At 37.9% G+C, this 14,632-nt stretch carries 12 protein-coding genes; 7 read left to right on the top strand and 5 right to left on the bottom strand.

Features of this window, described 5'->3' with window-relative positions; genetic code table 11:
• Positions 1 to 3: 3 nt before the first annotated feature.
• Entirely contained in the window at positions 4 to 3,114 is a 3,111-nt protein-coding gene (locus ACJVDK_RS10860; RefSeq protein WP_443936686.1) for an efflux RND transporter permease subunit, read from the bottom strand.
• A gap of 5 nt (positions 3,115 to 3,119) precedes the next feature.
• A complete protein-coding gene (locus ACJVDK_RS10855) occupies positions 3,120 to 4,217 on the bottom strand; it encodes an efflux RND transporter periplasmic adaptor subunit (protein ID WP_443936685.1) in 1,098 nt (365 codons plus the stop codon).
• Positions 4,218 to 4,475: 258 nt separating this feature from the next.
• On the opposite strand from ACJVDK_RS10855, the gene ACJVDK_RS10850 reads away from it, so the two are divergent.
• Positions 4,476 to 6,305, top strand: coding sequence for a M61 family metallopeptidase (locus ACJVDK_RS10850; RefSeq protein ID WP_443936684.1), 1,830 nt, complete (start codon positions 4,476 to 4,478; stop codon positions 6,303 to 6,305).
• 230 nt (positions 6,306 to 6,535) lie between these two features.
• Entirely contained in the window at positions 6,536 to 7,138 is a 603-nt protein-coding gene (locus ACJVDK_RS10845) for a thioredoxin family protein (protein WP_443936683.1), read from the top strand.
• A gap of 28 nt (positions 7,139 to 7,166) precedes the next feature.
• Here ACJVDK_RS10845 and ACJVDK_RS10840 read toward each other — a convergent pair whose 3' ends face one another.
• Entirely contained in the window at positions 7,167 to 7,448 is a 282-nt protein-coding gene (locus tag ACJVDK_RS10840; RefSeq protein WP_443936682.1) for an ATP-dependent Clp protease adaptor ClpS, read from the bottom strand.
• 126 nt (positions 7,449 to 7,574) lie between these two features.
• Here ACJVDK_RS10840 and ACJVDK_RS10835 point away from each other — a divergent pair, with 126 nt between their 5' ends.
• Genes ACJVDK_RS10835 through ACJVDK_RS10825 form a run of 3 tightly spaced genes read left to right on the top strand, consistent with a single transcriptional unit; the run spans position 7,575 to position 9,437 of the window.
• Positions 7,575 to 8,621 carry a 3-oxoacyl-ACP synthase III family protein gene (locus tag ACJVDK_RS10835; protein WP_443936681.1) on the top strand — a complete coding sequence of 349 codons (1,047 nt, stop codon included), beginning with the start codon at positions 7,575 to 7,577 and terminating at the stop codon, positions 8,619 to 8,621.
• Positions 8,622 to 8,638: 17 nt separating this feature from the next.
• The gene (gene dtd, locus ACJVDK_RS10830; RefSeq protein WP_443936680.1) at positions 8,639 to 9,091 is read left to right on the top strand and encodes a D-aminoacyl-tRNA deacylase; all 453 of its coding nucleotides are present in this window, start codon (positions 8,639 to 8,641) and stop codon (positions 9,089 to 9,091) included.
• 19 nt (positions 9,092 to 9,110) lie between these two features.
• Complete coding sequence (locus ACJVDK_RS10825) at positions 9,111 to 9,437, top strand: nucleotide pyrophosphohydrolase (RefSeq protein WP_443936679.1); 327 nt, start codon at positions 9,111 to 9,113, stop codon at positions 9,435 to 9,437.
• 259 nt (positions 9,438 to 9,696) lie between these two features.
• Here ACJVDK_RS10825 and ACJVDK_RS10820 read toward each other — a convergent pair whose 3' ends face one another.
• Positions 9,697 to 9,999 (bottom strand): DUF4286 family protein, encoded by a 303-nt coding sequence (locus tag ACJVDK_RS10820; RefSeq protein ID WP_443936678.1) that lies wholly within the window; start codon positions 9,997 to 9,999, stop codon positions 9,697 to 9,699.
• Positions 10,000 to 10,068: 69 nt separating this feature from the next.
• Here ACJVDK_RS10820 and ACJVDK_RS10815 point away from each other — a divergent pair, with 69 nt between their 5' ends.
• Positions 10,069 to 10,638 carry a GNAT family N-acetyltransferase gene (locus ACJVDK_RS10815; protein WP_443936677.1) on the top strand — a complete coding sequence of 190 codons (570 nt, stop codon included), beginning with the start codon at positions 10,069 to 10,071 and terminating at the stop codon, positions 10,636 to 10,638.
• 1 nt (position 10,639) lies between these two features.
• On the opposite strand, the gene ACJVDK_RS10810 is transcribed toward ACJVDK_RS10815, so the two are convergent.
• The gene (locus tag ACJVDK_RS10810; protein ID WP_443936676.1) at positions 10,640 to 12,463 is read right to left on the bottom strand and encodes a tetratricopeptide repeat protein; all 1,824 of its coding nucleotides are present in this window, start codon (positions 12,461 to 12,463) and stop codon (positions 10,640 to 10,642) included.
• Between the two features lie 282 nt (positions 12,464 to 12,745).
• Here ACJVDK_RS10810 and ACJVDK_RS10805 point away from each other — a divergent pair, with 282 nt between their 5' ends.
• Complete coding sequence (locus tag ACJVDK_RS10805; protein ID WP_443936675.1) at positions 12,746 to 14,626, top strand: prolyl oligopeptidase family serine peptidase; 1,881 nt, start codon at positions 12,746 to 12,748, stop codon at positions 14,624 to 14,626.
• The last annotated feature ends 6 nt before the right edge of the window (positions 14,627 to 14,632 follow it).

Here is a 14,632-nt window from a genome sequence, read left to right as displayed (position 1 = left end):
AGCTTAATGTGCCGCTTCTGTTGCTTCGCGTTCAAATCGATCGGCATCCTTTAATTGTGCATTTGGCTTATATGGTTTTGCCCAATATGAGTAAATAGCGGGGATAACGAACAGGGTTAAAATTAATGAAAAGAGCGTTCCTCCTACAATTACGGTCCCCATACTCATTCGGCTTTTCGCTGCTGCACCTAAAGCTAGGGCAATAGGCAATGCCCCTATGGCAATAGCCAAACTAGTCATTAAAATTGGGCGTAAACGCGATACCGAAGCCTCTCGGATGGCGTCTGGTATGGCCATTCCTTTTTCTTTTAGTTGGTTGGCAAATTCCACAATCAAAATACCGTTTTTTGTTACCAAACCGATGAGCATAATGGTACCAATTTGACTAAAAATATTCCAGCTTTGCCCACATAACCAAAGCGATAAAAACGCTCCGGCAACCGCCATTGGAACTGTTAAAATGATAATGGCGGGGTCAATAAAACTTTCAAACTGGGCCGATAAGATTAAATACACCAATAAAAGGGCTAAACCAAATGCAAAAAAAGTATTGGATGAACTTTCTTTAAAATCGCGCGATTCGCCACCTAAATCGGTTGTAAAACTTTCATCGAGTACTTTTTTGCTGATTGCATCCATGGCGCTAATTCCATCGCCAATACTTTTTCCAGGAGCCAATCCGGCTGATACCGTTGCAGAAATAAAACGATTGTTTCGGTACAGTTGTGGCGGACTACTTTCTTCTTTGGCGGTTACCACGTTATCCAATTGGATTAATTCTCCTTTGTCGTTTCGTACATACGTAGAGCTTAAATCGAGCGGCTCTTTTCGGTCTCCTCTATCAAATTGTCCAATTACCTGATATTGTTTTCCATTCATAAAAAAGTACGAGAAACGCTGGCTACTTAAGCCTAAGTTGAGCGTTTGCGCAATCGCTGAAATGGATACACCGAGGTTTTTGGCTTTGTCTCTATCTATGGTTAAATTAATTTCTGGTTTGTTAAATTTCAGGTTTACATCCGAAACGGTGAAAGTTGGGTCTTTTGCAACCGCTTCCATAAAAACGGGTATTTTTTCACGAAGTTTTTCAAAGTTTTGCGCCTGGATAATGTAATTTATCGGTAAGCCGCCTCGTCTACCAACCGAAATGGTTGGCTGCTGATTTACAATAACTTTCCCTTCGGTATATTTTTTAGTGATTTTCGTGAGTTGATCGGCAATTTGTTTTTGCGAGCGTTTCCGGTCTTCCGGATTAATTAGTCCCATGCGTACATACCCTGAGTTGGTAGAACCTGAACCTCCAAAATTTGGCGACGTGATGGTAATGTTTACATTTTTTTCAGGAACCGAATCAATAATCATGTCGTTTAATTTCATGATAAATTTATCGGTATAATCAAAGGAAGCCCCTTCAGGCGTACTTACATTAATGTTGATGGCGCTTCGGTCGTCGTAAGGTGCAGTTTCTTTTGGAAGAAGTTTCCAAAAAACAACAATGAGGCCCAAGCAAACTAAAATAATAGGCACGGCTACCCATCTTCGGCTTAAAAAAGCATTCAGATTGGATTTATAGGCATCGTTTAGCTTAATGAAATAGGGTTCCGTCCAGTTGTAGAATTTGGAAGGTGTATGCCCTCCTTTTTTCATTAAATACGCATTTAGCATAGGTGTTAAGGTAAGCGATACAAAAGCCGATATTAAAACGGCGGCACCTATTACCACGCCAAATTCTCGAAATAAACGTCCTACAAAACCTTGTAAAAAGATAACAGGCAAGAAAACGGCAGCCAACGTAACAGAAATAGAAATTACAGCAAAGAATATTTCGTTCGATCCTTTAATGGCGGCTTCGAACGGTGTCATTCCTTCTTCTACTTTTTTAAAGATGTTTTCAGTTACTACAATTCCATCATCCACCACTAAACCGGTTGCTAAAACAATGGCCAATAAACTTAATACATTTATGGAGAAGCCAAAGGCATACATGATAAAAAAGGTAAAGATGAGGGATACCGGAATATCAATTAGTGGACGGAATGCAATAGCCCAATCTCTGAAGAATAAGTAAATAATGAGGATAACCAAAATGAGCGAGAGCCCAATGGTTTCGGCAACTTCTGTCACCGACCGTTTGATAAACAACGTAGTGTCTAGTGCAACTTTCAGTGTGATATCCTTTGGCATATCCGCCTTTAGTTTATCAAAACGTTGATAAAATTGTTTGCTGATATCGAGATAGTTTGCTCCTGGCTGAGGGATAATGGCAACTGCCACCATGGGTTTGCCTGAATCGCGGAGAATGGTTTCTTCATTCTCAGGTCCTAAAACAGCATATCCAACGTCTTTTAGTTTGATAACTTGATTGCTATCGGCTTTCAAAATAAGGTTGTTGAATTGCGACTCGTTGGTGAGTTTACCCAATGTTTTTACCGTTAACTCTGTGGTTGCACCGGTAATTTTTCCAGAAGGTAATTCCACATTTTCGTTGTCAAGAGCGTTTACAATGTCTTGAGCTGTGAGTCCATAAGAGGCTAATTTTGTTGGATCCATCCAAATACGCATGGCATATTTTCGCTGCCCTTGAATTTGAACACTACTAACTCCTGGGATGGTTTGTATTCGGTCGGCAATTACATTTTCAGCAAAATCACTTAATTCCAGGGTATTTCGTTTGTCGCTTTGGATCGTCATGGAAATAATCGCATCTGAACTTGCATCTGCTTTACTAACCGTGGGCAGTCCATCTATATCTTTTGGCAAATTTCTCGCCGCTTGCGATACTTTGTCACGGACATCATTCGCTGCTTCTTCAATATTTTTATCGAGGTTAAACTCAACGGTGATGTTACTGGAACCTTGGTTACTAGAGGATGAAATATTTCGAATCCCATCAATAGAGTTAATCGACTTTTCTAGTGGTTCGGTAATCTGCGATTCGATAATATCTGAGTTGGCACCTGGATACGAAGTTCTAACTGAAACCACGGTTGGGTCGATAGAAGGAAACTCACGAACACCCAAGAAATTGTAACCAATTATGCCGAATAAAACAATCAGCAAATTCATTACAATAGCCAAAATTGGCCTTTTTATACTGGTAGTTGAAATACTCATGAATGCTAGTTTTCGCTTTCTACTAAATGAACTTTAACCGGTACATCTTTTTTAAGGGTCATTGCGCCGGTTGTCAAAACAGTGTCGCCAACCGCTAAGCCCGACGTTATTAAAAGGGAGTTGGCCGTTCGGGTTCCGGCTTCAACTTTTACTTCTTTCGCTTTTCCATTCTTTTGAATATAGACGATCTTTCCTTTTAGTATTGGAATAACTGCCTCATTTGGAATTAGTATCGCGTTTTGAATGGTGTTTAAAGCCAATTTTACTTTAGCAAACGAACCCGGTAAAAGTGCGTTATCCGCGTTTGGCGCCAGGGCTCTAATTTGCAACGTTCGCGTAGTTACATTGATTGAGGGCTCTATTGCGTATACTTTACCAGTGTTCACTTTTGATGAACCATCTGTTGTAAATGAGATAGATGAACCCATTTTAATTTGTTGGGCATATTTTTCAGGAATGGAAAAAGTAATTTTTACAGGGTCGGTATTGACCAAATTGGCAATTTGTGCTAACTGCGCTACAAATTGACCAGTAGAGACACTTTTTAATCCAATTTTTCCATTAAACGGAGCCCGGATAATAGTTTTGTCTATTTGTGCGCGAATCAATTGTGAAGCTGATTCCAGCGATTTTAAATCCGCTAAAGAAATATCGTATTCTTCTTGGCTAATTGCTCCCTTTGCAAGTAGTTGCTTGGCTCGGTTTTCGTTAGTGGCGGCAAGTTTTTGCTTGGTTAATGCTTGTTGCAATTCTGCTTGTAAATCGGCGCTGTTAATAGTCATTAACAAACTTCCTTTTTTTACATAAGATCCTTCTTGAAAGTAAATTCCCGTAATTCTTCCCAGTATTTCACTTCTGATAATGACAGATTCATTTGCTTCTATAGCTCCAGTAATCTCTAAATCGTTGTCAAAAGCAACCGCCTTTACAACCATTCCGTCTACCAGCATTGCTGGGCCTGACTTGCCATTTTTATCTCCTTTTCCGCTCGATTTTTTTTCACCATCCTTGCCTTCAATTTTATTGTTTGCAGCAATTCGGTAATAAATCCAATAAGAGAGGCCCAAAGCTAAGACTAAGTAAAAGATGTATCGTTTTTTCATTTTGCGTCGTTAATCCATTTGAAACAAATGTTTTAATAGAATGTTCAAAAGTAGGATGTAAAATTATTCAAATCTTTCAAGCTAGAAATGTTGTATTAAGGATGTTACCGAGTTTTGGTTTTTTACCATCCTTATTTTAAAAGAAGGATAAGTGACTTCCGCTTAACGCGCAATGACACAACTATTTTACTTTGGAATTATCTTTTTTATAGAAAACCCTCGTCAGAAAAATTAAATTTGCGGCAAAAGATAATTAGTATGTTAATTAAAAGAACAATTTTAGGATTAGTTTTAATACTGACAAGTATCATGGGCGCGAGTGCACAAGTAAAGATAGGTTTCGAGGTTTCCTTTAAAGAACCACAGGCACATTATGCTGAAGTTCAAATGAATATTTCAGGTTTAACAACAGAATATGTAGATGTTAAAATGCCTGTTTGGACGCCGGGTTCTTATTTAGTACGTGAATTCGAAAAAAGTGTAGAAGAGTTTAAAGCTACCGCAAATGGTAAGGGCTTAAAAGTTGAAAAGGTTCGTAAAAACGCTTGGAGAATTTTTACCGGAAAATCATCGGCTGTGCAAATTAATTATCGCGTGTATGCATTTGAAATTTCAGTACGTACACCGTTTATCGATGCATCGCATGCATTTTTATCGCCAACTGGCATCTTTATGCATCCAGATGGGATGATTCATACGCCAAGCACGGTTAAAATTATTCCGCATACAAGCTGGAGCAAAGTTTCTACTGGTTTAGAGCCTGTAAAAGGTCAGGATTTTACCTATGCAGCTAGCGATTTTGATATCTTATATGATAGTCCTATTGAAGTAGGAAATCAAGATGTTTTCGAATTTATGGCTTCGGGTGTTCGTCATGAAGTGGCTATGTATGGTGGAGGAAATTACGATAAAGAGCGCTTAAAAGTAGACATGGCCAAAGTTGTAGAGAATATTACAGCGGTTTATGGCGAAAATCCGAATAAACACTACGTATTTATCGTACATAACTTTAATCGCGGTGGCGGCGGTTTGGAGCATTTAAACTCCACAACTTTAGGCGCAACACGCAATGCATATAACACTGAAAAGGGTTACAAAGGCTTTTTGGCTTTAGTAGCACATGAATATCACCACCTTTGGAATGTGAAACGTTTACGTCCGGTGGCTTTAGGGCCATTTGATTACGATAACGAAAACTACACCACCAATTTATGGGTAGCAGAAGGATTTACATCGTATTACGAAAACAAGTACATGCTTCGTTCAGGATTTAATACCCCAGAAATTTTTGTGAATGATTTAGCATCTGCGATTGGAACTGTGATAAATCAACCAGGTTCAAAATATCAATCAGCGGCACAATCGAGTTACGATGCTTGGATTATTGGCTATCGCCCGAATGAAAATTCAAAAAACAATTCTATCTCGTATTATAATAAAGGAGAAGTAGTTGGAATTTTAATGGATTTAGAAATTATCCGCGCTACTAAAGGAGCCAAGAGCTTAGATGATGTAATGAAAGCCATGTATCTACAATGCAAAACGTTAAAACGTGGTTATACCGATGCAGAGTTTAAAGCAATGGTAGAAAAAATTTCGGGTATCGACTTTACGAACTTCTGGGCAAAATACGTGAACGGTGTGGATGATGTTGAATATGAAAAGTATTTCGGTTACGCAGGAGTGAATGTAACAACAGAAAATGCTACACCAAATAAACCAGTTACAGGTGCAACAGTACAACCAAGTTCAATTGGTTTAGCGGTTACTGGCACGGTGAGAAATTCGGCTGCTTGGGTAGATGGCTTAAATGTGAATGATGAAATTGTGGAGATAGATGGACAGAGTTTATCGGAACTTTTATCAACAGTTAAATTAACAGGTGCAGCATTTTCACTGGATATTTTGCCGATTATGGCCAATAAAAAAATCGGCGATGTGTTAAAAGTAAAAGTTAAACGCGATGGACTTGATAAGGAATTTGCGTTAACATTAAAAGAAAATCCAAGCGTACGTTTAAAAGTAAGTATCAACGAAAAAGCCAGTCCTGCGCAGAAAGCAGTTTTTGCAAAGTGGACAGGTAAATAGTTTTTTCGTTTAACCGGTTCATCGGGGATTGAATGGTTCAAAGCAGAAGATTTTCCTTTTGTTTTGAACCATTTTTTTTAAAGTATAAATTAAAAAAATGCTTTTTTAGTGATGCACAGGATGACATTAAATTGTCATACATATTGCATTGCCATGATGGCAAATCCTGAATTTGTTATTTTCTTTGCGGTGATTTTTTTTTTTTTTTTTTTTTTTTTGAGAGATATAAAATGTTGAATTACAGAGAAATATTTGAGCAGCATGGGATAGATTATGCTGCATATCGAGCATTAATTGATGCTTTGTTGGTGGATGGAAAAACCACCGGACCGGATGACTCCGAGGCAATGTTGAACTATACAAAATTGAACGTACAACGCATGAATCGGGTTGATAAAACAACAGCCTTAAACGAGACGATCGTTTCTGTCATTACTGGTTTGAAGGGTAAATATAGGCTATTGGTTATTACCGAAGGTTGGTGTGGAGATGCCGCACAAATTGTTCCTGTGGTGCATAAAATTGCAGCCGCAGTACCTGATACGTTGACTTTGCGTTTTGTGCTGCGCGATAAAAATTTACCCCTAATTGATGCACATTTAACCAATGGAGGAAGAGCCATTCCAGTGGTCATTGTATTAGATGAAAAGGCTGAAAATGTTTTGGCTACTTGGGGACCGCGGCCGCAAATTTTGCAAGATTTATTGAAAGAATGGAAGCAAGAAATAAGCGAAATGCCCATCATTGCAGAGAAACTTCACGGTTGGTATGCGAAAGATAAAACGCAAACCACACAAAATGAACTTGCAGCCTTGCTAAAGAAATTAATCTAATAGGAATGAAGAGGTTAACTGTTTTTGCTTAGTCGACAGAAACGGTTAAACCTTCTTGTTGTAAAATTTTGCGGTACACTTCCATTTCGGTAAAAGAACCTTCTAAAACAGCACATTTACCTTCGTTATGTACTTTCCAAGCTATTTTTTCGGCTTGGTTCTCGCTGTAATCAAGGTATTTCATCATGCAATAAATCACATGATCAAACGTATTTACATCATCATTCCACAGAATAAGGCGGTGTACGGTTTTAAGGGAGGTTAGAATTTCTTCGAGTGTAAAGGTCTCTTCTTTTGTTTCTGTAGACATACTGCAAAAATAACTATTTTTATGAAAGTTAAGATAGCTTAGTAATTTTTAACTATGCGATAATTCGTTGCGTTTGACTGAGCATCTTTCCGTAATTTGTTACCTTTGTATCTTAACTTTCCAAATATGTACCAGTCTAAAATTGCCGGAATAGGATATTACGTTCCTAAAAATGTTTACACCAACACTGATTTAAGTCGTTTTATGGAAACCAGCGATGAATGGATACAAGAGCGAACTGGAATTCAAGAACGTCGTTTTGCCGATCGTTACGGAGAAACAACTACCACCATGGGGATTGAAGCTGCTAAAATTGCTATTGAACGAGCCGGAGTTACAGTTAAGGATATCGATTTTATCATTTTTGCTACGTTAAGTCCTGATTATTATTTCCCGGGATGCGGCGTTTTGTTGCAACGTGAAATGGGAATGGGCGAAATAGGTGCTTTAGATATTCGCAATCAATGTTCTGGTTTTGTATACGCACTGTCGGTTGCCGATCAATTTGTGAAAACAGGTATGTATAAAAATGTATTGGTAGTAGGAAGCGAAAAACATTCTTTCGCTATGGATTTTGAAACACGCAGCCGCAATGTATCGGTTATTTTTGGCGATGGGGCAGGAGCCGTAGTTCTTCAACCGAGTACTGAAAAAGGAAGTGGAATATTGAGTACCCATTTGCATAGCGATGGTGCTGATGCCGAAATTTTAGCCATGCATTATCCGGGTGCACACGCCAATAAATGGTTAACAGATGGGCCTAAATTTCCAGAGCAAGAATTAGGTGGATTGTTTATGACCAAAGAAATTGTAGAGAGCGGTGCAGCCTTGCCGTATATGGACGGACCTTCCGTTTTCAAGAAAGCGGTTGTGAAATTCCCGGAAGTGATAAAAGAAGCTTTGGAAGCGAATAACTTAACAGAAAACGATATCGATTTGTTGGTACCGCATCAAGCCAATTTACGCATAAGCCAATATGTACAGCAACTGTTGGGCTTACGCGATGATCAGGTTTTCAACAACATCCAAAAATACGGAAATACCACCGCTGCATCGGTACCTATTGCCTTGTGCGAAGCATGGGAGGCAGGAAAGATAAAAGAAGGCGATTTGGTTTGTTTAGCCGCATTTGGTTCAGGATTTACTTGGGCAAGTGCTTTAATTAGGTGGTAAATAAGATACATTAATAGATGCGCGCAGTTTTACAAAGGGTTACAGAAGCAAGTTGTCGGGTAGAGGATAAAATAACCGGACAAATTGAAATAGGCTTTTTAGTACTTTTAGGTATCGAGGATGCTGATACGGCAGAAGATGTGGAATGGTTGGCTCAAAAAATTGCAGGCATGCGGGTTTTTGGCGATGAAAATGGAATGATGAACAAAGGCCTCACAGATGTGGATGGCTCTATATTGCTCATTAGTCAGTTTACACTTTTTGCTTCCACAAAAAAGGGGAATCGACCGGGTTTTACGCGTGCTGCCAAGCCAGATATTGCCATCCCGTTATACGAAAAGATGATTCATCAATTAACAACCTTAACAGGAAAAAAAATACAAACCGGAATCTTTGGTGCCGACATGAAAATTAGTCTTTTAAACGATGGCCCTGTTACGATTCTTATTGATACCAAAAACAAAGAATAAACATATACACAGTAAGGGCATGACCATTCAAGAAGCGCAAGAAAAGGTAGATAAATGGATAAACACCATTGGAATCCGGTATTTTAATGAATTAACCAATACCGCAATTTTAATGGAGGAAGTAGGCGAGGTGGCGCGAGTTATGGCTCGCAGGTATGGAGAACAATCCTTTAAGAAAAGCGATGAAGCAGTAGACCTTGCCGATGAAATGGCCGACGTTCTTTTTGTATTAATTTGTTTGGCTAATCAAACAGGTATCAATCTTACCGAAGCCCTTGAGAAAAACTTCGATAAGAAAAGCATCCGCGATGCAGATCGCCATCAAAATAACGAGAAGTTGTTTTGATAGTTTGGTAAATAGTGAGTGGTCAATGGTCAATAGTTAGTGATGAATTGGTAAACCAGTGAATTCGTTATGAAACGCGCTCTTTTATCTTTACACCCTGCTATCTAAATACTAACTAATAAATACTCAAGATCCTTGTTTTTTTTAACCGCACAACACGCTGCGAATGCAAAGTTTTCGCAAAAGACAATCTTTTGATACTCGTTACTATTGACTTTTCTGCACCCTGCTATCTAAATACTAAATACTTAATACTACCCTAGTCTACATATTCCATTAACGTACGATACGCAACAAAACGATTCTTGAATTTTTCGTTTAAATCGGCTTGTAACGCCGGTGCATGTACTTCTTGGTAGGTGTTGTAGTTTTCCAATGTTTCGGTAACATATTGGGCGCAATACGTTACACCTTCATTTGGTGAATCTACAACTTTTAACAGACGATTTGATACAAACATTCCGGTAGCCATTACTTCCGGGATATGAGTTTCTTGCATCCATTGCAGCCATTCTTCTGCGGCTGATTCTTCTATAATTAACGTTACGTTGTATAAAAACATGACACAAAGATAGGGAAGGAAAACGGAAGATAGAACAACGAATGTGTATATTCGAAATTTTAAAATACCATGAATACAGCCATTACTCTCAATCTATCCGATTCAGTTAGCGATTTGGAAGGGATTCTTGAACTTCAAAAACAAAATCTAAAAGCAGGTTTGTCTGCAAAAGAAATAACAGAACAAGGTTTTGTAACCGTTGCACATACCCTGGATGATTTGGAGAGAATGCATCACTATGAAAAAAATATTGTTGCGAAAGATGGGGCAAAAGTGGTGGCCTATGTGCTGGGGATGACGCAAGCATCTCAAAACGATATTCCACGTTTACAAGAGATGTTCGACAGTTTTAATCATGTTCAATATAAAGGAAAATCAGTTTCAGCATCCAATTATGTGGTGGTCGGACAAGTGTGTGTGGATAAAAATTATCGCGGACAAGGCTTGTTTCAACAAATCTACCAAGCTTACAAAAATCATTTTTCCAAGCGATATGATTTTGCCATTACAGAAGTGGCCAGTATAAATTTGCGATCGATGAATGCGCACAAGCGAGTTGGTTTTGAAACTATTCACACCTATGTAGACGAATCAGGAATAGAATGGAATCTGGTCGTTTGGGATTGGAGTCAAGCGTAAACTAAACACCATCGCCGCGTAAAGTTCTAAATCTTTTTCTAGCTTCGGCTGTATACATGCTTCCTGGGTAATCGGTTATCAACTTTTGAAAATAGATTTTCGCTTGATTTACATCGTTTAGCTTTTTTTCATATAAATCGGCAAGCATGAATAGGGCATCGTCGGTCCAAATACCATCTTTAAATTCATCGCATATCTTTTTGAGTGTTTCTGAAGCCTTTAAGAAGTCGGCTGCTTGAATATAAATTTTTGACTTGCTCATTAAAACAGCATCTGATAATCCGTTTTGAGGATATTTAAGCGCAATGCTATCCAGTTTTTTCAGGGCTAAGAGCGGTAAATTTCTAAACGTCAACATTTCAGCATCGGCATACATTTTTAGGGCATTGCTATCCGTTGGCGTTTGTATGTTATCCGAAATAAGCAAACTTAAGTTCAATGCATCGTTGGCAATGAGTTGCGAAGTAGCCGTTTTTAATACCAAACATTGCGAATTACTATAATCGAAATTACCTTGGAAAAAAGATAGTTTCGCACTGCGAAAGCGCGCTTCGTTTCCAATAGTTTCTCCCTCCAATTGTTTGCTTACTTGTTCATAAACCAGAAAAGCTTCCCAAGGTTGATTTGTTAGGATATAAGTGTCTCCTAAATCCATTTTTAGAAGACCAATGTCGTTAACATTCATCCCCGGTATTTTGATAGCCTCTTCTAAAAGGGTTTCTGCTTTTGCGGCCTGATTCAGGTAGTACGCCTGCAGGGTAGCCAATTTTTTGATGGCAAATAGGGTATTTCGGTTTTTTCCATATTCATCCAGCAGTGTCTGATAATCTTTAGCCAGTTGTTCTAAATCAGCTTGGTTGTATTTTCCGGTGGTTAATAGATTGTATTTCGTGTTCAGCAATTCAATTTTTGCAGGAAGATAATACGGATTGTCTTTCCCTTTTGTTAACAAATATTCGTACGCTTTAATGGCGGTATCATAGGCTTCATTATCAACAAAGGCATATAGAAAATTGAATAACATTTCGCCATTGCTTTTGCTTCGCTTATCGAATGCAATAAGCTGACGGAGTGCGAGGTCGTATTCTTGCTGTTGTAAATAATTCCAAGTTAAAAGTTGAATATAAACTTGCGCATCTGGCTCCTTTTGTATTTTTCGTAAAATTCCGGTCTGAAAGGTTTGGTAATCCTCTTTTCCTTCAAAAATGGAAGATAAAACAGCTTCGGCCTGCGGTAATAATTGCGGAATAGAATCTAGAACATCCAAGTATTCTTGCATTAAGTTGGGCTTATCTTTCTTAAAACGATAGATGTTTAAAAGTTCGAAAGCAAATACCTGCGAGTTGTTTAATAGTTTTCGGCCTTGCTTGAAAGTTTGAATGGCCATTTCATAGTTTTCATATTGATAAAAACTATTGGCGAACGAGCGGATTTGCATTTCATCTTTTGGTAGTTTTGCCAGCGTTTCATTAAAGATTTTGTTCGCGCTGGTTAAATCGCCTTTTTCTTGATAAAGTTTGCCCAAAGCAATGGAATACTCTTGATTTTTAGGGAATTCTCTAATTTGCTTTTTTATCGCTTTTTCAGCGACATCGTATTTTTTAGTTTTAAATAAACAGGTTAAGTATAAGTCGAAATATCCTCTATTAATATTTGCTGCGAGCATTTTTTCGAATAAAACGGATGCTTTTTCATAATCGCCATCTTGATAGTACTGGATGGCCAAAGCAGCATCGTCATTTGTAGATAAACGATTGGGACGGTTTAGTTGCGCGTGAGATAAACCTCCAAAAAGTAAAAAAAGTAGTAACAGAAAACAACGCATAAAGAGGTTTTATGTGTTAAATGTACTTAAATTGAAGGATAACAACAAGGAGTTAAAAAGGAAATGATGGTTTGGCTTGAAGTGTTTGTTCTGTTTATCAGTATGTTATGATTTTTTTTAAAGTGTTTAATAAGAATGTTACCATTATTTTGTTTTTTGTACTTATTATAAATCTTAAATTGAACAATATAATGAGCTTTAATCATTTAGTAACATTGTTAGTGTAAACGATGATTAAGACCAATGTATACGTATTTTTGTGCGTTCGTAAGGATTTAATGTATGTTGAAAAGGATAATTTTACTTGTTGTAGTCACCTTTTGTTGGGGCTGTAAAGGTAATAAGAAGGAAGAAATTATTCCGGTTGATGATTTTTTTAAAACACAGGACAAAGCGTATTATCGCGTTTCGCCTGATGGAAAGAATATGTCTTTTTTGAAAGTTCACGACAATACGTTAAATCTATGTATTGAAGATATTGCCAACCGAAAGAATATTCAAATAACGCATTTGGAAGGTAAAACAATTGGTTTTTATTTTTGGACCAACAACAACGAACTCATTTATAATGTAGAGGATGGTTCAAAAGAACATCGGTCTCAGATGTTTCTAATCAATAAAGATGGAACGAAAAAAGTTCAGCTAACCGAAAATGCAAAAAGCAGAATTTACATTGTAGAGGATCAGTTGATTGATGATAAATACATTACAGTAGCCTCTAATAAACGCGATTCTACGGTATTTGATGTATATCACTTAAATGTACGAAATGGCCAAATGGAGATTGCTGCGAAGAATCCAGGGAATGTAAGTCGTTGGATGACCGACAACAATGGTGTTCTTCGTATTGCTATTACCAATGATGGAGTTAGCGAAACATTGATGTATCGCGAAAATGAAAGTCAGCCTTTTAAACCTGTTTTTACCAGCGATTTTCAAGAAACCTTTGAGCCTGTGGCTTTCGCCGAAAATGAGCATGATGTGGTATATGCCATATCGAATGTGAATAGAGATAAAAACGCATTAGTTGCCCTTGATTTAAAAACAGGAAAAGAAAAGCAGGTGCTTTTTGCGCGAAACGATTTAAATGTAGTAGAAGCAAAATATTCGCGTACGCGAAAGAAGATGGCCTTCACCATTTGTGAAACATGGAAAAAAGAAAAATTCTACCTAGATGATTCTATAAAAGTAGCCTATTCCAAAATCGATAAATTGTTGCCGGGTAAAGAATGGAAAGTAATGGATCGCGATAAGCAAGAAAACGTTTTTATTCTCCGAAGCTTTACCGATCGTAATCCAGGCTCTTACTATTTGTATCTTGCCAAAGAAAATTCATTGTTAAAACTCAACGACATTAATTCTTCCATTAATGAAGAACAAATGTGTGTGATGAAGCCTATCAGCTATAAAAGTAGAGATGGCTTAACCATCAACGGATACTTAACGTTACCAAAAGATAAAAATCCAGTTAATTTACCTTTAGTGGTCATTCCGCACAATGGCCCGAGTAGCCGTACCTCTTGGGGGTACAACGGCGAAACCCAATTTTTGGCAAACAGAGGTTATGCCATTTTACAGGTAAATTATCGCGGCTCAACCGGATATGGGAAAGCTTTTTATACAGCCGGTTTTAAACAATGGGGCGATAAAATTCAAAACGATGTGAACGATGGGGTGGCTTGGTTAACCGCAAATAAAGTTATCAATCCAAAAAAAGTGGCCATTTATGGAAATGGTTTTGGCGGATACATAGCGTTAAATTGTTTGTACAAAAATCCAGATATTTATAGTTGTGGAGGGGCGAATTCAGGAGTAATTAATTTGTTCAGTTACTTTAAAACGATTCCTCCTTTCATGAAATCGAATTTACAAATGTACTATCAAATATTGGGCAATCCGGTAACCGATACCGAGTACATGCGCTTTTCATCACCGGTTTTTCATGCCGATCGATTTAAAGTTCCGCTTTTTATTGCCCAAAATCCTAAAGATCCTCGGGTGAATGTTGCAGAAGGTGTGCAATTTATTAAAGAATTGCAAAAACGAAATGTAAAGGTAACCTATGTAGAGAAGGAGGAAGGTCCAAATCCATTGATGCGCCAAAAAAGCCGCACAGCTTTGTATAAAGCACTTGAAGAATTTTTAAATCAAAATTTAAAATAAAAGGGA

Source organism: Pedobacter paludisoli (genome assembly GCF_052344095.1).
In the GTDB taxonomy this organism is placed as follows: domain Bacteria; phylum Bacteroidota; class Bacteroidia; order Sphingobacteriales; family Sphingobacteriaceae; genus Pedobacter.
This window is presented reverse-complemented; position numbering and strand designations above follow the sequence as displayed.